14 protein-coding genes and 1 tRNA gene are annotated in these 17,471 nt (G+C 52.0%); 8 read left to right on the forward strand and 7 right to left on the reverse strand.

What is annotated here, in order from left to right; all coding sequences use genetic code 11:
• The 3 genes from B880_RS0111070 to B880_RS0111080 all read left to right on the forward strand — a co-directional run.
• Positions 1-1,172, forward strand: a 1,172-nt coding sequence (locus B880_RS0111070) for an N-6 DNA methylase (protein ID WP_017347475.1), incomplete at its 5' end; no start/stop codon positions are given.
• Complete coding sequence (locus tag B880_RS0111075) at positions 1,172-2,524, forward strand: restriction endonuclease subunit S (RefSeq protein ID WP_017347476.1); 1,353 nt, start codon at positions 1,172-1,174, stop codon at positions 2,522-2,524. The genes B880_RS0111070 and B880_RS0111075, both read left to right, overlap by 1 nt.
• On the forward strand, positions 2,521-5,769 hold the full coding sequence (locus B880_RS0111080; protein WP_017347477.1) for a type I restriction endonuclease subunit R: 3,249 nt from the start codon (positions 2,521-2,523) through the stop codon (positions 5,767-5,769). The genes B880_RS0111075 and B880_RS0111080 overlap by 4 nt, the downstream gene beginning before the upstream one ends.
• Before the next feature lie 395 nt (positions 5,770-6,164).
• On the opposite strand, the gene B880_RS0111085 is transcribed toward B880_RS0111080, so the two are convergent.
• Together B880_RS0111085 and B880_RS0111090 are read right to left on the reverse strand one after the other, a co-directional pair.
• Positions 6,165-6,240: transfer RNA gene (locus tag B880_RS0111085), tRNA-Ile, on the reverse strand.
• A gap of 202 nt (positions 6,241-6,442) precedes the next feature.
• Complete coding sequence (locus tag B880_RS0111090; RefSeq protein ID WP_017347478.1) at positions 6,443-7,225, reverse strand: SDR family NAD(P)-dependent oxidoreductase; 783 nt, start codon at positions 7,223-7,225, stop codon at positions 6,443-6,445.
• A gap of 135 nt (positions 7,226-7,360) precedes the next feature.
• Here B880_RS0111090 and B880_RS0111095 point away from each other — a divergent pair, with 135 nt between their 5' ends.
• Entirely contained in the window at positions 7,361-7,948 is a 588-nt protein-coding gene (locus B880_RS0111095) for a TetR/AcrR family transcriptional regulator (protein ID WP_026042576.1), read from the forward strand.
• Positions 7,945-8,463, forward strand: a complete 519-nt coding sequence (mug, locus tag B880_RS0111100; protein WP_017347480.1) for a G/U mismatch-specific DNA glycosylase — start codon at positions 7,945-7,947, stop codon at positions 8,461-8,463. Before B880_RS0111095 ends, mug begins: the two co-directional genes overlap by 4 nt.
• Positions 8,464-8,520: 57 nt before the next feature.
• Here mug and rpoD read toward each other — a convergent pair whose 3' ends face one another.
• From rpoD to rpsU, 3 genes are all read right to left on the reverse strand, one after another.
• A complete protein-coding gene (gene rpoD / locus B880_RS0111105) occupies positions 8,521-10,365 on the reverse strand; it encodes an RNA polymerase sigma factor RpoD (protein ID WP_017347481.1) in 1,845 nt (614 codons plus the stop codon).
• A 299-nt stretch (positions 10,366-10,664) separates the two neighbouring features.
• Positions 10,665-12,410: a DNA primase gene (dnaG, locus tag B880_RS0111110; protein WP_017347482.1), complete on the reverse strand. Its 1,746-nt coding sequence runs from the start codon at positions 12,408-12,410 to the stop codon at positions 10,665-10,667.
• A gap of 110 nt (positions 12,411-12,520) precedes the next feature.
• Complete coding sequence (gene rpsU, locus B880_RS0111115) at positions 12,521-12,736, reverse strand: 30S ribosomal protein S21 (protein WP_001144069.1); 216 nt, start codon at positions 12,734-12,736, stop codon at positions 12,521-12,523.
• A 279-nt stretch (positions 12,737-13,015) separates the two neighbouring features.
• Between rpsU and tsaD the strand changes: the two genes are divergently transcribed.
• Positions 13,016-14,029: a tRNA (adenosine(37)-N6)-threonylcarbamoyltransferase complex transferase subunit TsaD gene (gene tsaD / locus B880_RS0111120; RefSeq protein ID WP_017347484.1), complete on the forward strand. Its 1,014-nt coding sequence runs from the start codon at positions 13,016-13,018 to the stop codon at positions 14,027-14,029.
• Positions 14,030-14,065: 36 nt separating this feature from the next.
• On the opposite strand, the gene plsY is transcribed toward tsaD, so the two are convergent.
• Positions 14,066-14,677: a glycerol-3-phosphate 1-O-acyltransferase PlsY gene (plsY, locus tag B880_RS0111125; RefSeq protein ID WP_017347485.1), complete on the reverse strand. Its 612-nt coding sequence runs from the start codon at positions 14,675-14,677 to the stop codon at positions 14,066-14,068.
• A gap of 106 nt (positions 14,678-14,783) precedes the next feature.
• On the opposite strand from plsY, the gene folB reads away from it, so the two are divergent.
• Together folB and bacA are read left to right on the forward strand one after the other, a co-directional pair.
• On the forward strand, positions 14,784-15,143 hold the full coding sequence (gene folB, locus B880_RS0111130) for a bifunctional dihydroneopterin aldolase/7,8-dihydroneopterin epimerase (RefSeq protein WP_017347486.1): 360 nt from the start codon (positions 14,784-14,786) through the stop codon (positions 15,141-15,143).
• Between the two features lie 196 nt (positions 15,144-15,339).
• Positions 15,340-16,161, forward strand: coding sequence for an undecaprenyl-diphosphate phosphatase (bacA, locus tag B880_RS0111135; protein WP_017347487.1), 822 nt, complete (start codon positions 15,340-15,342; stop codon positions 16,159-16,161).
• On the opposite strand, the gene B880_RS0111140 is transcribed toward bacA, so the two are convergent.
• Entirely contained in the window at positions 16,158-17,384 is a 1,227-nt protein-coding gene (locus B880_RS0111140) for a multifunctional CCA addition/repair protein (RefSeq protein ID WP_017347488.1), read from the reverse strand. The genes bacA and B880_RS0111140 overlap by 4 nt on opposite strands.
• Positions 17,385-17,471 lie beyond the last annotated feature (87 nt).

Genomic DNA, 17,471 nt, shown 5'->3' on the forward strand with positions numbered 1-17,471 from the left:
ACACCGGCATTGCCACCTACGTCTGGATTATCTCCAACAAGAAAGCGCCTGAGCGTAAAGGCAAAGTACAACTGATTGATGGCACCAACCTGTGCGGAAAAATGCGTAAATCTCTGGGTTCCAAGCGTAATCTGATGGGCGAAGACGACATCAAACTGATCACCCAGACCTTTGGTGAGTTTGAGGTGGTGGATGCCACAACTCTGGAAGAGTTGGGTCTGGAAAAAGCCGCCGAGCAAAAGTCTAACCGTGGCCGCCAGCCTGCTACCGCCAAAACCGAAGCGCCGAAAACCTTCGCCAGCAAAATCTTTAACAGCACCGACTTTGGCTATCGCCGCCTAACCATTGAGCGTCCGCTGCGTTTATCTGCTCAGGTGACGGATGAGGCGATTGCGACTCTGCGCTTCGCGCCGAAGCCGTTCAACGCGCCAATGGAACGTCTGTATGAAGAGTTTGCAGCCCAATGGCAAGTGGATAACTTTGGTGATTTTTCCGAACTGGAAGCAGAAGCACGCGCCATCATTAAAGCCGAATTTGCTGAATTAAAAGAGAAACAAATTAAAGATCTGCTCGATAGCAAACTGTGGCTGGCGCAGCGCGCCTTAATGGAAAAAGCACAGCAGATTCAAACTGCGTTGGGTACGCAGGCAGGTGGCAAAACGCAGGTGAGCAATGACTTTAACCAGTTCCAGTTGACCCTGAAAGGGGCCATCAAAACCGCTGAGGTGAAGCTGGATGCAAAAGAGAATAAGCAGTTTATCGATGCCATCACCACGAAAAACCCGGATGCCGAGCCGGTGGTGAAGAAGGTGTTGAAAGAAGCCGCCCAGCCGCTGTACGGAGCATTTGAGTATAAAGGCAAGGTTGTTGAGTTTGAACAGGACGGCGAGCTGCGTGATAACGAAAACGTGCCGCTGAATCCGGCAGAGTCCACCAGCGACCTGATTGAAAACTACTTTAAAGCGGAAGTGCTGCCGCATGTGAATGACGCGTGGATCAACGCCGATAAGCGCGATGCGAAAGATAATGAGGTGGGGATTGTCGGCTACGAGATTCCGTTTAACCGTCATTTCTATATCTATCAGCCCCCGCGCCCGTTGGAAGAAATTGATGCCGATCTGGATGCGGTCAGCGCCGAGATTATGAAGCTGCTGCAGGAGGTACATTCCTGATGGCTAAGTATAAGGCGTATCCGGAGTATAAAGAATCTGGAGTTGAGTGGTTGGATAAACTTCCACTAAATTGGTCCACAGAAAAAACAAAAAGAATGTTTTCTTTAAAAAGAAACTTGGTTGGACATCTATCTAGTTCTTTTCAACTTCTTTCATTAACTCTAAATGGGGTAGTCCCTCGCGATATATCTTCTGGAGAAGGGAAAATTCCTGCAAGTTTTGATACATACCAGTCAGTACAAGCCGGTGATTTGATATTTTGTTTATTTGATATTGATGAAACACCCAGGACTATCGGTCTTGCAGAACAGGATGGGATGATCACTGGTGCTTATAATGTGTATAGTTGCATGGATAAATGTTTACCAAACTATGCATATTATTATTTTTTACACATCGATTCATTTAAGGGGTTAAAGCCTTTTTATACTGGATTGAGAAAAGTTGTGAGAGCAGAAACATTCGGGTGTATTGAAATGCCGAATCCTTCACTTTCAGAACAAGAAAAGATTTGTATATTCCTCGATCACGAAACCGCAAAAATCGATAACCTTATCGAGAAACAGAGTCAACTGATTGATATACTTAAAGAAAAACGACAGGCAGTGATTAGCTATGCCGTTACCAAAGGACTAAACCCTGATGTGCCGATGAAAGATTCTGGTGTTGAGTGGTTAGGGGAAGTGCCGGATCATTGGAACAAAATAAAGCTTAAACATATTACCATTCAAATAATTGATGCCGAACATAAAACCGCAGAATATTTTGATGATGGTGAATATTTAGTTTGTCGCACAACAAATGTAAAAAATGGGAAGCTTCATTTAGATGGAGGTCTATATACAAACGCGGATACATATAAAAAATGGATAAAGAGAGGTAAGCCAGAAGCTGGGGATATTTTATTTACAAGGGAGGCTCCAGCTGGGGAAGCATGCGTTTACTCGGGCGAGATACCACTTTGCCTAGGGCAAAGGATGGTGTTGTTTAAGTTGGATCTAGCTCGTGTTATTCCTGAGTTTATTTTATACTCTATTTACTCAGGTTTGTCTGATGACTTTGTAAAACAGTTATCACAAGGTAGTACTGTTTCACATTTTAATATGTCTGATATTCAGAATATACCTCTTTATGAGCCGCCATTCAGTGAACAGAAAGAGATAGAAAAATATCTAAAATATCATTTATCTAAACACGATGTTTTAATTTCATCTGTGCAAGATATGATTTTCCTGATGCAAGAACGCCGTACCGCCCTTATCTCAGCCGCCGTCACCGGAAAAATCGACATCCGCGACTGGGTTGCCCCTGACAAGCAGGACATTCAGGAGCTACAGGAGGCCAACGCATGAGCATGGATAGCACCAAAGAACTGATTTTTCAGGATGAAATGATTGCGCAGATGGTCGATCGCGGCTGGATTGTTGGCAAAGCTGACGGCTACGATCGCGAACGTGCGCTGTATTCGCAGGATGCACTAACCTTCGTGCAAACCACGCAGCCGCAGGAGTGGGAGAAATTTGCCAAAATTTACCCTACCGATACCGAACGTCATTTCCTCGATGCGCTGGTGGCGCAGCTGAAAAAAGCGGATATCAACGCCACCGATGTTTTGTCTCGCACTTACGGCACGCTCGGCGTGCTGCGTCATGGTATCAAAAGCCATAATGCGCGTTTTTCCCTGTCCCAGTTTAAGCCGGAGCATAACCTCAATCCGGAAACCCTGACACGCTACAAACAGAATATCTGCCGCATCGTGCCGGAGCTGGTTTACAGCCCGCACGCCTCGAACGCCGCATTTGAAGAAACGGGCGTTAAGGCAAAGAAATGGCGTATCGACCTAGTGTTGTTCGTTAATGGCTTGCCGATAGCGACCCTGGAACTGAAGTCTGAATTTAAGCAGACGGTACAAAACGCCATAACGCAATATAAGAAAACGCGTTTGCCAAAGGATCCTGGCACCAATAAACCTGAGCCGCTGCTGACCTTCAAACGCGGCGCGCTGGTGCACTTTGCTGTCAGCCAGTATGAAGTGTTTATGGCGACCAAACTTGATGGCGATAAAACCTTCTTCCTGCCGTTTAACAAAGGCACCCATGACGGCGGCGCGGGTAACGACATCCCGGAAGACGCCAACGACTACGCCACCAGCTACCTGTGGAATGAGGTGCTGCTGCCGGACAATCTGCTGAAAATTCTCGCCAGCTTCGTGCATCTGCAAATCGTAGAAAAAGAACATGCCAATGGCCTGAAGTACAAAAGCGAAAGCCTGATTTTTCCGCGCTATCACCAGTGGGATGTGGTGAACAAACTGATTACCGCTGCCACGGTGGAAGGCACTGGCTATAAATACCTGATTCAGCACAGCGCGGGGTCGGGCAAATCAAACTCTATCGCCTGGACGGCCCACCAGATTTCCCGCCTGTATGATGAAAATGGCGAGAAGCAGTTCCACTCGGTGATTGTGGTGACGGACCGCACCGTGCTGGACGACCAGCTGCAGGACACCATCTATCAGTTTGAACATCAGGATGGCGTGGTCGGGCGTATCAATAACAAAGAGGGTGACGGCTCTAAATCGGAGAAGCTGGCCAGCGCGCTGGAAAACTCGCAGCCGATCATTATCGTCACCATTCAGACCTTCCCGTTTGTCCTGAAAGCGATTGAAAACAGCGTCAGCCTCAAGCAGCGCAAATATGCGGTGATTGCTGATGAAGCGCACTCCTCGCAGAGCGGCTCTACGGCGCGTCAGTTGAAAGAAGTGCTGATGACCGAAGAAGCGGATGACGATGTGGAGATATCTTCAGAAGATATTCTGGATGCCACCGTCGCCGCGCGTAAAGGCAGCAATAACCTCAACTATTACGCCTTCACCGCTACACCGAAAGCCAAAACGCTGGAGCTATTTGGCCGTCGTCCTAATCCGCAGGAACCGGCTTCAAAAACCAATAAGCCGGAAGCGTTCCACGTCTACTCCATGCGTCAGGCTATCGAAGAAGGCTTTATTCTAGATGTGCTAAAGAACTACACCAACTACAAGGTGGCTTACAAGCTGCTGCAAAAGCTGGACGATCCTGACCGGGAGGTGGACAGCAAGAAAGCGAAGATCAAACTGAACCAGTGGGTTTCGCTGCATGATCATAACGTGTCGCAGAAAGTGAAAGTGATTGTTGAGCACTTCCGTAAGCATGTGATGCACTTACTGGCTGGTCAGGCGAAAGCAATGGTCGTAACCAGTTCGCGTAAAGCGGCGGTGCGCTACAAGCTGGCGTTCGATAAATATATCGCCGAGCATAAGTACGACAAGATAAGCGCAATGGTGGCGTTCTCCGGTGAAGTTGAGTTCCATGAAGATGACCACAATAGCCTTGCGCTGCTTCACCAGAAGTTCACTGAAATCAATATGAACCCAGGGCTGAAAGGCCGGGATATGCGCAAAGCATTTGATACCGATGACTACCAGGTGATGCTGGTGGCTAACAAATTCCAGACCGGTTTTGACCAGCCCAAGCTGTGCGCCATGTATGTGGATAAAAAGCTGGGCGGCGTTGAGTGCGTACAGACCTTGTCGCGCCTGAATCGTACCTATCCGGGGAAGGCACAGTCCGGCACGTTTGTGCTCGATTTCTACAATGAACCCGACGAGATTTTGGGTGCTTTCCAGCCGTACTACCAGACAGCGGAACTGACGGATGTCAGCGATCCGCAGCTCGTCTTTGAGCTGTTTGAAAAGCTGCGTACCAGCGGTATTTTCCTGTGGAACGAAGTCGAGCAGTTCTGCGAGGCGTTCTTCAGCAAAAACAAATCTAACGCGGCCATCAGCAATATTTGCAAGCCTGCGGTTGAGCGCTGGAAGCATCGCTACAACTCTGCGATTGATGCGTATGTGCTGGCCAAAGAGATGTTTGAACGCACCAGGAAGACCGGTGATGTCGTGCTGATCACCAATGCGGAAAACATCTTTAAGGACTGCGAGAAAGAAAAAAGTAAGCTGGATATCTTCAAGAAAGATCTCGGCAGCTTTGTCCGCTTTTACGAGTTTATGTCGCAAATTGTCGATTACGACGATAAAAACCTGGAAAAGTTGAGTCTGTTTGCTCGTCACCTGCGTCCGTTGCTACATGAACAGCGTATCGAAGAAGATGAGATTGATTTAAGCAACGTAGAGATGAGTCATTATCGCCTGTCGAAGCTTCACGAACAGCACCTACAGCTACAACAGGATGCTGAAGAATACAAAATCACGCCGGGGAATGATGTCGGTACGGCGAAGCCGAAGGACAAGAAAGAAGAGTTTCTGTCGAATATTCTGTCTCGCCTTAATGAGCTATTTGTCACCGATAATCTCACTGATAAAGACATGATCAATTATGCCTTCGCGGTGCGCGACAAGCTGTCAGAAAACCAGGCGGTGATGACCCAGATTGCGAATAATACGCGCGAACAGGCGATGTTGGGTGATTTCCCGAAAGCCATTGATGATGCCGTGATGGACAGCAACGACGCCCAGCAAGAGATGATGGTGCAATACCTCTCTAACCCTGAACTGGCGAAAGGCTTTGCCCGCGTGGTGTTTGATATGTTGAAAGGGGCTTAATTGGTGTACTGATTTGGAGCAACAAGGCAGGTAATCACCGAGAACAGATGATGTGCCTGCTTTGTTCCTTCTCACTTGTTGAGTTAGTTGGGCTCATTAGTCGAGCTTAGCCAACATGAACGCCTTCATCCTGTTGCGAATTCTATTCTGGCCATCGAGGGATGAGAGGTTATGGGAGCCGATAGCAGATAATCCATTCGCTAATGAAAAAGAGGCGTAGCAAGCAACATTTCAGGACTGGGAGCAGCGACAAGAATCATGCTGGTTGAACCAAAAATCCGGAAGAGAAAAACTTAGGGGACAAAAAGGGGACACTTTTGCGACACTCCGTACATCACCAACAAAAAAGCCACCCATTAAGGTGGCTTTAATCTGCTGATTTCACAGCTAAATTTTGGTGGCCCCTGCTGGGCTTGAACCAGCGACCAAGCGATTATGAGTCGCCTGCTCTAACCACTGAGCTAAGGGGCCAGCGGTGCGGGGATTATAAGGTATCTCTACCGGGTGATCCAGCCTTCGCCAGTTGATTGGTGAAAATAAGAACAATTCGTGAGTTATTGATCTCAAAACAAAAATCCCTTTCTGTTATTGATGATTGCCCAATCACTACGCAGTCATTGCTGGTTTTTGAGACAAGGCTGGTTTGCTGCCTTGTCTCCGCAGCGCTCAGGCTCTACAGATAGCGTGAAGCGGGCTTATTCAGGGAGATAAACGGCAGCAGCGCGCCACGGGCTTCATCCAGCTTCTGCCACAGCCCCATATCTTCCACGGAGGGGAGGGTAATCAGCTCGCCATTGTCCAGGCCGCGCAGTGCCGCAGCCACCAAATCATCCACTTCCATCATCTTCTCTGCGGGGATATCGCTCATCGATTTTCCAGCACGATCAAAGATTTCGGTGCGGGTAAAGCCGGGTAGCACGGCCTGTAGGACTACGCCGCTGCCTGACAGCTCACGATCCATATTGCGCGTCAGCGACAGCACATAGGCTTTACTGGCGTTATAGGCACCATTCATTGCCTCGTGTACCAGTGCGACCACAGAGGCGATGTTCACGATGGTGCCCCGTCCACGTGCGCGGAAGGCCTGCGCGGCGCTGTGGGCCAGTTCGGTTAGTGCAATGATGTTCAGCGATAGCATGGTTTGCAGCGGCTGAATGTCGGCATCAGTAAACTCACCTTCTACCACCATGCCGGCATTGTTTACCAGCAGGGTGATGTCGTGGTTATCACGCAGTTCACGGGCCACTTTTGCCAGGTCATCCGCTTGAGTGAGATCCGCTGTCAGCACGCTGACGTCTACGCCGTGTGCCTCCCGCAGAGAGTGTGCCAGCTGGTTGAGGCGTGCTGCATCGCGCGCCACCAGAATCAGATTGCTGCCGCGCGCGGCCAGTTGTTTTGCGTAAGTAGCCCCAATACCGCTGGAGGCTCCGGTGATCAACGCCAGTTGTTGTGTCATGGTCGGTTCCTGTAAATGATGGTTGTCATATCTGATGCTCTTAATATGACGATCATCATATTTTTCGTCAAGCTGGTATATGATGATCGTAATAATTACACTAATTGCCATTAACGATGAGCAGGATGAGAAATGATGGAACAGCTGAGCCACAAAGCGCGTACGCGGCAGCGCATACTGGATGAAGCCGCGGTGGTGATGCGCGAACACGGCACCGAAGGTATTGGCGTAGCGGCGCTGATGAAGCGGGCGGGTTTAACGCACGGCGGTTTCTACGCGCACTTTGCTTCACGTGAAGCGCTGGTAGAAGCGGTGATTGCCGAAATGTTTGCCGATTCTGCTGCGCGTTTCGCGGCCATCACCAGTCTGAAAGATCCCGCTGAGCGGCTGACCCAGCTCATCGATAACTATCTCTCGTTGCATCATCGCAACGCGCCGGGAGAGGGATGCCCCATGCCGGCTTTGGTGAGTGAGATGGCCCATCTACCGCTGGAAGCACGCACGTTGTTTTCTCAGCGCCGTAATGCGGTGCAGCAGCTGCTGGCACAGGCACTGCATGAACTCAACCATCCTCAGGCGGATGAGGTCGCTGTCAGCATATTGGCGGAGATGGTCGGCGCAGTGGCATTGGCACGAGCTTGCCCGGATGAGGACGAAGCAGGTACCCTGTTGGCAGCCAGCCGCCGTGCGGTAAAACAGCGCGCGGGCCTGGAGGGCGCATGATCGAACACGATATTCAGGACATCATCGCGCCGGATTTACAGGTGCTGTTCTGTGGTATCAATCCGGGTAAATCTTCGGCTCACACCGGTTTTCATTTTGCGCATCCCGGTAATCGCTTCTGGAAGGTGATTCATCAGGCGGGATTTACCCAGGAACAGCTCAAACCAGAGCAGGAACAGCGTCTGCTGGAAACCGGCTGCGGCATCACCATGCTGGTGGAGCGGCCCACGGTGCAGGCGAATGAGCTGGAGGGCGATGAGCTGCGTGATGGCGGGGTTCGCTTGCAGCAGAAAGTCTTGCAGTGGCAGCCGCGTGCGTTAGCGGTGCTGGGCAAAGATGCGTTCAGACGCGCTTTTGGGCAGCGCAAAGCGGAGTGGGGCAAACAAGCGGTGATGCTGGGCGAGACGGAAATTTGGGTGCTACCCAATCCCAGCGGGCTGAACCGGGCTTCGTTAGAAGAGATGGTATGGGATTACCAGAAGCTGTGGCTGGCGTTGCATTCGGAACAGCGCTAAGCGGCGCAAACAAAAATGGCCTCACAAGGAGGCCATTTACACTCAACAAAGCAGCGATTAGTCGTCGAGGAAGCTACGCAGCACTTCTGAACGGCTTGGGTGACGCAGTTTGCGCAGTGCTTTGGCTTCGATCTGACGGATACGCTCACGCGTTACGTCAAACTGTTTGCCTACTTCTTCCAGCGTGTGGTCGGTGTTCATATCGATACCGAAACGCATACGCAGCACTTTTGCTTCACGTGCAGTCAGGCCAGCCAGAACGTCGTGGGTGGCAGAACGCAGGCTCTCAGAGGTGGCAGAGTCCAGCGGCAGCTCCAGCGTGGTGTCTTCGATAAAATCACCCAGATGTGAATCTTCATCATCACCAATCGGCGTCTCCATAGAGATCGGCTCTTTAGCGATTTTCAGCACCTTACGGATCTTATCTTCTGGCATCAGCATCCGCTCAGCCAGTTCTTCCGGCGATGGCTCACGGCCCATCTCTTGCAGCATCTGGCGCGAAATACGGTTGAGCTTGTTGATGGTCTCAATCATATGCACCGGAATACGGATGGTACGCGCCTGGTCAGCGATAGAGCGGGTGATAGCCTGACGGATCCACCAGGTTGCATAAGTTGAGAACTTATAACCACGGCGATATTCAAACTTATCAACGGCTTTCATCAGGCCGATGTTACCTTCCTGAATCAGGTCGAGGAACTGCAGACCACGGTTGGTGTATTTCTTCGCGATAGAAATAACCAGACGTAAGTTTGCTTCCACCATCTCTTTCTTCGCGCGACGTGCTTTCGCTTCACCAATCGACATGCGACGGTTGATGTCTTTTACCTGCTCGATAGTCAAACCGGTTTCAGTTTCGATCTGAACCAGTTTCTGCAGGCAACGCTGAACGTCTTCTTCAACTTCTTTCAGTTTCTCTGACCAGGGTTTATTCATGGCCAGTGCCGCTTTGAACCAGCTCTCGCTGGTTTCATTACCGGTGAACAGGGTAATGAAGTTTTTCTTCGGCATTTTGCAGATTTCAATACACAGCTTCATGATGATGCGTTCCTGAGTACGGACGCGCTCCATCATTTCACGCATATTGTTTACCAGGTAATCGAACTGCTTCGGTACCAGGCGGAACTGCTTGAAGACATCAGAGAGATTCTGAATTTCAGCTACGGCATCAGCGTGGCTGCGGCCTTTGCTCTTGATGACGTTACGAGTCTGTTCGTACTGCGTACGCAGCTCGACGAATTTTTCGCGTGCCAGCTCTGGGTCGATGCTGTTGTCATCGTCCGAGCTGTCGTCGTCGCCATCTTCATCTTCGTCTTCGTCGTCATCACGATCTTCTTCAGCCAGTTCTGAACCCACGTGGGTTGCAGTCGGGGCCAGATCTTCTTCAGCGTTAGGATCGACAAAACCGGTGATCAGGTCGGAAAGGCGTGATTCGCCCGCTTCCACTTTGTCATACTGATCCAGCAGGTATGTGATCGCTTCCGGGTATTCAGCAACAGAGCACTGGACCTGGTTAATACCGTCTTCGATGCGCTTCGCGATGTCGATTTCGCCTTCGCGCGTCAGCAGTTCAACGGTACCCATCTCACGCATATACATGCGCACAGGGTCAGTGGTGCGACCAATTTCAGATTCAACGCTGGATAACACCTGAGCGGCGGCTTCCGCTGCATCTTCATCCGTATCGGTGCTGTTTTCATTCAGCATCAGATCGTCGGCATCAGGGGCTTCTTCAACCACCTGAATACCCATGTCGTTAATCATCTGGATGATGTCTTCGATCTGATCGGAGTCGACGATATCTTCCGGCAGATGGTCATTGACCTCAGCATAGGTCAGATAGCCTTGCTCCTTACCACGAGTGACAAGAAGTTTGAGCTGTGACTGCGGGTTTTGCTCCATAAGACGGTATCCACACTTCTGTTAATAAGATTGGTGTCGGTCGGCAGCAAGCCAACAATAGCAGTGGAAGGCGTTGATTCTTGCCGCGGCCTTCAAACGCGGCTGTGGGGTCTTCCCACTATATATCGGCACTCAAGCCGCTTAAATTTAATACAGCATGGCGGATTGTTCCGTCATCGCCGTTTTGCGGCAGCGCTCGCAAGTAAGTTAAACAACTAACAAGCCGCATCTGCCTTGTTCAGTTTGTCCGGTCTGACATAATGCCGTTTCCACGGGGTAGATGCCGAACAGACACAGATCTATTTCTTTGCCAGAGCCTGGCTCAGCGCCCAGTATTCACGGCGCTCTTCGGCACTCAGGCCCTGCGTTCGCTCCTGCGCCAGCAGCGTTTCAAGGCGTTGCTCAAGGGCGGAGTCATAAATACTGGCCAGCGAATCCTGAAATACAGATTCTGCTTCCTCATCCACTATCATGTGGTCCCAGGTTGCCAGTGTTTCAAGCGTCTGAATAAAATTTGTTCCGCGATATAACTCTAGTAGCTGACCGGTGGTCAAGCCAGGGTTCTCGTTACATCTCACAACTAACTCTACAAACAGCGGTAAACCCGCCATTTTTGACTGCGTCAACCCATCCAGAGAAGGCACCAGTTCCGCCATCTGCGGATTCTGGACCAGTAACGCTACCACAACGCGCATCGTAGTCCGCTTTAACGCTGGCGCGGCCGACGGTTGATTGCTGGCGGCCTGCTTTGGCATCAGCTTATCTAACTGCGCATCATCCAGAATACCCAGCTTATTGCCTAACGTCTGACGCAGATAAATGCGTAGCGTTTCGCCGGGCACTTGCGTAATCAGCGGCAGAGCAAGGGCACTTAAACGCGCCTTACCATCACGCGAACTCAGATCAACCTGTGGCAGCAGCGTTTCAAATAAAAACTCGGAGAGCGGCATTGCCTGCTCCATCCGCGCTTCAAACGCCGCTTTCCCCTCTTTACGCACCAGCGTATCGGGATCTTCGCCATCGGGTAAAAACATAAAGCGTAGCTGACGACCGTCATTCATGTAAGGCAATGCGGTTTCCAGCGCACGCCATGCTGCTTCTCTTCCGGCGCGGTCGCCGTCATAACAGCAAATGACCTGCTCGGTCGTGCGGAACAGCAGTTGGATGTGTTCCGCCGTGGTCGAGGTTCCCAGTGAAGCAACGGCATAATCGACGCCAAACTGTGCCAGGGCCACCACATCCATGTAACCTTCCACCACCAGCAAACGTGCTGGCTGAGGATGGCGTTGATGCGCTTCATACAGGCCGTAAAGCTGACGACCTTTATGGAAAATAGGGGTTTCTGGTGAGTTCAGGTATTTTGGCGTGTCGTTCGTCAGAACGCGTCCACCAAAACCAATCACCCGACCACGTTTATCGCGAATCGGGAACATTACCCGCTCACGGAACCGGTCGTAGGTACGGCCTTTATCATTCGACACCAGCATCCCGGCTTCCATCAGCGATTCGCGATCTTCGCGCTGCTGACCAAAGCGTTTCAGGACGTTGTCCCAACCTGGCGGCGCGTAACCAATCGCAAAGTGACTAATCACTTCTTCGCTCAGCCCTCGATGGACGAGGTAATCACGCGCAGGCTGTGCCTGACTCTGTTGCAGGCTCTGCTGATAAAAACCATTGAGCTTGTCCATCAACTGATACAAGCTTTGACGCTGATGGCGCTCCATCTGGTTTGGACCGTTACCCGCTTCATAGGGCACTTCCAGACCGTTCATGGTTGCCAGCTCTTCGACGCTCTCAACAAACTCCAGTCGATCGAAGTTCATCAGGAAATCGATAGCGTTACCGTGTGCACCACAGCCAAAACAGTGATAAAACTGTTTATCGCCGTTCACGGTGAACGAAGGGGTTTTCTCATTATGGAATGGGCAGCACGCGTGGTAGTTCTTACCCTGCTTCTTCAGCTTAACGCGGGCATCGATAAGATCCACGATGTCCGTGCGGGCAAGTAAATCACTAATAAATACGCGTGGAATTCGTCCAGCCATAAGCCCCGGATGTTCAGCTCATAAACGGCAATAAGCCGCGCTTCCTTTCGGAAAGCACGGCCTCTTACTTTACTCGTTGCTGAAGACCAGGCTCCAGCCAGAGCAATAACTTAGTACAGACGAGTGCGGCGTGCGTTTTCGCGAGCCAGTTTCTTGGCATGACGCTTAACAGCAGACGCTTTAGCGCGCTTACGCTCTGTAGTAGGTTTTTCATAGAACTCGCGACGACGAACTTCTGCCAGAACGCCTGCTTTTTCGCAAGAACGTTTGAAGCGACGCAGTGCTACGTCGAAAGGCTCGTTTTCACGTACTTTGATTACCGGCATGTAACTCTTACCTCGATAAAATTCGGTTTTGCTGCTGACTGCGGCGCCAGCACATTTCAAAATGGTGCAGCATTTTACCCCAACGGGCGTTGGAATGTAAAGCACCATGCGCAAATAGAAACCAGCGGCGGCGTGCGCCGTTGCGACTGCCGGTTTTTCACTGGGCGCAGAGTATAGCGCAAGATTTATGCCGCAGAAAATCACTTTTTGCACAGTTGCGGCTCTCCGTCGCACCAGTTTGCTGTGATACACTGCGCGCCGCAAAAAGAGGTAAGCATCATGCGAATTCTGGGTATTGAAACGTCCTGCGATGAAACCGGCATCGCAATTTATGATGATGAAGCCGGGCTGTTAGCCAATCAGCTTTACAGCCAGGTCAAAGTCCACGCCGACTACGGCGGTGTAGTGCCAGAGCTGGCATCGCGCGATCACGTGCGTAAAACCGTGCCGCTGATTCAGGCTGCGCTAAAGCAGGCCCAGTTGGCACCGGAACAGATTGATGCAGTGGCGTACACTGCTGGCCCTGGATTGGTTGGGGCGCTGTTGGTTGGCGCAACCGTCGGGCGCGCGCTGGCCTTTGCCTGGGGTGTGCCTGCTGTGCCGGTGCATCATATGGAAGGGCATCTGTTAGCACCGATGCTGGAAGACAATCCGCCAGAGTTTCCGTTTGTCGCGCTGCTGGTTTCCGGTGGGCACACGCAGCTGATTAGCGTAACGGGCATTGGCGAGTACGTGCTGCTTGGCGAGTCCATCGATGATGCGGCGGGTGAAGCGTTCGATAAAACCGCGAAGCTGCTGGGGCTGGATTATCCGGGCGGGCCGATGCTGGCGAAAATGGCGCTGCAGGGTACGCCAGGGCGTTTTACTTTCCCGCGCCCAATGACCGACCGCCCAGGGCTGGATTTTAGCTTCTCTGGCCTGAAGACCTTTGCGGCAAACACCATTCGTAATAACGAAGCCGATCCACAAACGCATGCTGACATTGCGCGTGCCTTTGAGGACGCAGTGGTGGATACGTTATCGATCAAGTGCAAGCGCGCGCTGGAACAGACCGGTTTCCGCCGTCTGGTGATTGCAGGTGGCGTGAGTGCTAACCGTACGTTGCGTGAAAGAATGGCGGTGATGATGCAGTCACGCGGTGGCGAAGTGTTTTATGCCCGTCCTGAATTCTGCACCGATAACGGCGCAATGATTGCCTATGCGGGGATGGTGCGACTGAAAGGTGGCACGCGTGGAGAGCTGGGTGTAACGGTTCGCCCTCGTTGGCCGTTAGCAGAGCTGCCTGCTATTTGATGGTTGTTCCAGGCAAGCCGCGCGGTGCGGTTTGCCTTAATCCTGCTGCTTTTGCTTCTTCTTCCTGCGCCAGATTTTACTCTCTTGCCCGCGCCACAGACGCTGAATATTGTCGTGATGACGCAGTAAAATCAGGCAGGAGAGCATAGAAACGGGAAAGGTAAACTGTGGTTTAAACCACCAGACGTAAAACGGGGCGATCAAGGCGCTGACAATCGCGCCGAGAGAAGAGTAGCCACTTAATAAAACGGTCAGTAGCCAGGTGCCCGTCATCAGGCCGGTAAGATCCCAGCCGATGGGTGCAATAGCGCCGAAGGCGGTTGCTACCCCTTTGCCACCGCGAAAACGAAAAAACAGCGGATAGATATGACCGAGGCAGGCACCGATGGCGGTTAACCCTAAGGCCAGTGGCGGTAGGTTCATCCAGTAGGCCAGCCACACCGGCAGCATTCCTTTAACCACATCAAACACCAGCACCGCCAGTGCGGCGAGTTTTCCGCCAACACGCAAGACGTTCGTCGCGCCCGGATTGCCGGAACCCTGCGTGCGTGGATCGGGCAGGCCCGCCAGCTTACACACCAGAATTGCACTCGATATCGAGCCGCAAAGATACGCGAAAATAATCATACCAAGCGCGATAGCACTCATATACCGTACCGTTCCTGTGGGGTCGTTTTGTTCTCGTTAACCGTGGATAATACGCATAAAGCGCCGGAAGTGGTATCCGGCACAGGCAAAAACAGAGACCAACATCATGGATATTGTATTTATTGATCAACTCACGGTGTTCACCACCATTGGCGTTTACGACTGGGAACAGGGTATCCAGCAGAAGCTGGTGCTCGATGTCGAAATGGCATGGGATAACCGCCAGGCGGCGGCTAGCGATGATGTGAACGACTGTCTGAGCTATGCCGATGTTTCCGAAGCGATTCTGAATCATCTGACCGGGCAACGCTTTGCGCTGGTCGAACGCGTCGCTGAAGAAATTGCCGACCTGTTGATGTCCCGTTTCAAAACGCCAGGCGTACGCATCAAAGTCAGCAAACCGGGCGCGGTAGCGCAGGCAGCACAAGTCGGAGTAAAAATTGAGCGGGGGATGATTCCGAAATAATTTTTCTGTGATTGCCATCACGATGAAACCAAACCAAATTATTGTGTGTCTTATCACGTGGTCGTTGCGAATTTTCTTGCTACGGCCATGCCGAATCTTAAGGTTATATTCAGGCTTTTTAAGGCAAACTCTTTCAGGCGGAAGCACCAGGCGACCGCCTTTTTAACGGTTTAAAACGGACAGAGGATGACGTTTGATGGCAGATATTCACCAGCTTTGGATCGCCGCGATCCTTGGGGTTGTGGAGGGGTTAACCGAATTCTTACCGGTCTCTTCCACTGGCCATATGATTATTGTTGGACACTTGCTTGGGTTTGAAGGTCAAACCGCAGATACGTTTGAAGTAGTCATTCAGTTAGGTTCGATTCTTGCTGTCGTCGTCATGTTCTGGCGTCGTCTGTTTGGCCTGATTGGCATCCATTTCGGTGAAGTTAAGCATGAAGGCACCGGGAAAGGGCATCTGACGCTGATCCACATCCTGTTAGGCATGGTGCCTGCGGTGGTGTTGGGGCTGCTGTTGCACGATGTCATCAAGTCGCTGTTCAATCCGGTTAACGTCATGTACGCGCTGGTGGTCGGGGGCGTGCTGTTGCTGGTGGCTGAAAAGCTCAAGCCGAAAACGCCAAAAGCCGTGGGTCTGGATGATATTACCTATCGCCAGGCGTTTATGATCGGATGCTTCCAGTGTCTGGCGCTGTGGCCGGGCTTTTCCCGTTCAGGATCGACGATCTGCGGCGGGATGCTGATGGGCGTCAGCCGTTTTGCCGCCTCTGAGTTCTCCTTCATTCTCGCCGTTCCAATGATGATGGGCGCTACGGTGCTCGACTTGTGGAAAAGCCGCGAGTTCCTCACCATGGGCGATCTGCCGATGTTTGCCGTCGGTTTTGTGGTGGCGTTTATTGTTGCGCTGATCGCGATTAAAGTCTTCCTTGAGCTGATCAAACGCATCTCCTTTGTCTCTTTCGCCTTCTATCGCTTCGCGGTGGCGATTGCCGTGTACTTCGTCTTCGTGCACTAAGACAGATTCAGTCCCTCTGCCACGGCGGCAATACGTCGCCGTGTCAGCTCTTCCCGCACCGCCGCCCCTTTGAATCCTGCTTCAACCACTGCCTTGGTCGGTACCGATCCCGCTAGCGTGAATGCACGACGCAGGTAATCCCCCTGCGGATAAGGCTGATGCTCCAATCCGGCTCGTCCACGCGCATCCGCTTCGCTGGTCAGCGCTACCTGCTCAACGCGATGAGGCTTGCGCCACGCATCTATCCGGTCGAACAATCCGACCAGCGCTTCAGCGCTCAGACGTTCAATGGTGTGCACCATGTCGTGGAATTCCGTGACGATCAGCGCCAGATCGCGAATATGATTCGGCACGCGTAGCCGCTGGCATAACGCTTCTACGAGCGGAACTCCAGCCAGGCCGTGTCCATGATGGCTGGGCCATTTCTCGGGCGGCGTCAGCGCCTTACCCACATCGTGGAAGAGTGCAGCAAAGCGGATATCCACTTCGTCTGAGAGCGTTGCGGCCATCTCTAGCGTCATCAGCGTGTGAATGCCGGTGTCGATCTCCGGGTGCCAGCGGGCAGGGGCAGGAATGCCAAACAGGTTGTCGATCTCCGGGAACAGCACGGCCAGTGCGCCACAGTCGCGCAGAACCTGGAAGAAGACCTGCGGACTGTGTGACAACAGGGCATTTTCGGTCTCTTTCCACACACGTTCTGCGGTGAGATGCGCCAGTTCGCCACTGCTGGCCATTTGCGTCATCAGCGCCATGGTTTCATCGGCCACGCGAAAACCGAGATGAGCAAAGCGGGCAGCAAAACGCGCTACGCGTAACACGCGCAGAGGATCTTCGTTAAAAGCAGGGGAAACATGGCGCAGCAGGCGCTGTTCTAAATCGGCTTCGCCGTGGTAGGGATCGAACAGTGCGCCGCTCTCTACATCACGCGCAATGGCGTTGATGGTCAAATCACGCCGCTGTAAATCTTGCTCCAGCGTGACATCCGGTGCGAACCAGGTGACAAAGCCGGTATAGCCATTGCCACTTTTGCGCTCGGTGCGTGCCAGCGCATGTTCTTCCCGCGTCTGTGGATGGAGGAAAACCGGAAAATCCCGTCCCACCTGTTGATAACCCAGCGCCAGCATCTCTTCAGGCGTTGCGCCTGTCACGACCCAGTCTTTATCCTTTACCGGCAAATTCAGCAGATCGTCCCGCACTGCGCCGCCAACCAGAAAACGTTTCACTCAACAACTCCAGCTTAAAACCCGCAAAAAAGGGCGCACCCTGATGTGCGCTTGTTGACATAGTGTTACACAAATCGGTGAATTGCG

The organism is Pantoea sp. A4, assembly GCF_000295955.2.
Taxonomy (GTDB): Bacteria; Pseudomonadota; Gammaproteobacteria; order Enterobacterales; family Enterobacteriaceae; genus Pantoea; species Pantoea multigeneris.

Coding starts and splice junctions, on each gene's coding strand:
- B880_RS0111075 (WP_017347476.1), top strand. CDS start 1,172: ATGGCTAAGTATAAGGCGTATCCGGAGTATAAAGAATCTGGAGTTGAG.
- B880_RS0111080 (WP_017347477.1), top strand. CDS start 2,521: ATGAGCATGGATAGCACCAAAGAACTGATTTTTCAGGATGAAATGATT.
- B880_RS0111090 (WP_017347478.1), bottom strand. CDS start 7,225: ATGACACAACAACTGGCGTTGATCACCGGAGCCTCCAGCGGTATTGGG.
- B880_RS0111095 (WP_026042576.1), top strand. CDS start 7,361: ATGGAACAGCTGAGCCACAAAGCGCGTACGCGGCAGCGCATACTGGAT.
- mug (WP_017347480.1), top strand. CDS start 7,945: ATGATCGAACACGATATTCAGGACATCATCGCGCCGGATTTACAGGTG.
- rpoD (WP_017347481.1), bottom strand. CDS start 10,365: ATGGAGCAAAACCCGCAGTCACAGCTCAAACTTCTTGTCACTCGTGGT.
- dnaG (WP_017347482.1), bottom strand. CDS start 12,410: ATGGCTGGACGAATTCCACGCGTATTTATTAGTGATTTACTTGCCCGC.
- rpsU (WP_001144069.1), bottom strand. CDS start 12,736: ATGCCGGTAATCAAAGTACGTGAAAACGAGCCTTTCGACGTAGCACTG.
- tsaD (WP_017347484.1), top strand. CDS start 13,016: ATGCGAATTCTGGGTATTGAAACGTCCTGCGATGAAACCGGCATCGCA.
- plsY (WP_017347485.1), bottom strand. CDS start 14,677: ATGAGTGCTATCGCGCTTGGTATGATTATTTTCGCGTATCTTTGCGGC.
- folB (WP_017347486.1), top strand. CDS start 14,784: ATGGATATTGTATTTATTGATCAACTCACGGTGTTCACCACCATTGGC.
- bacA (WP_017347487.1), top strand. CDS start 15,340: ATGGCAGATATTCACCAGCTTTGGATCGCCGCGATCCTTGGGGTTGTG.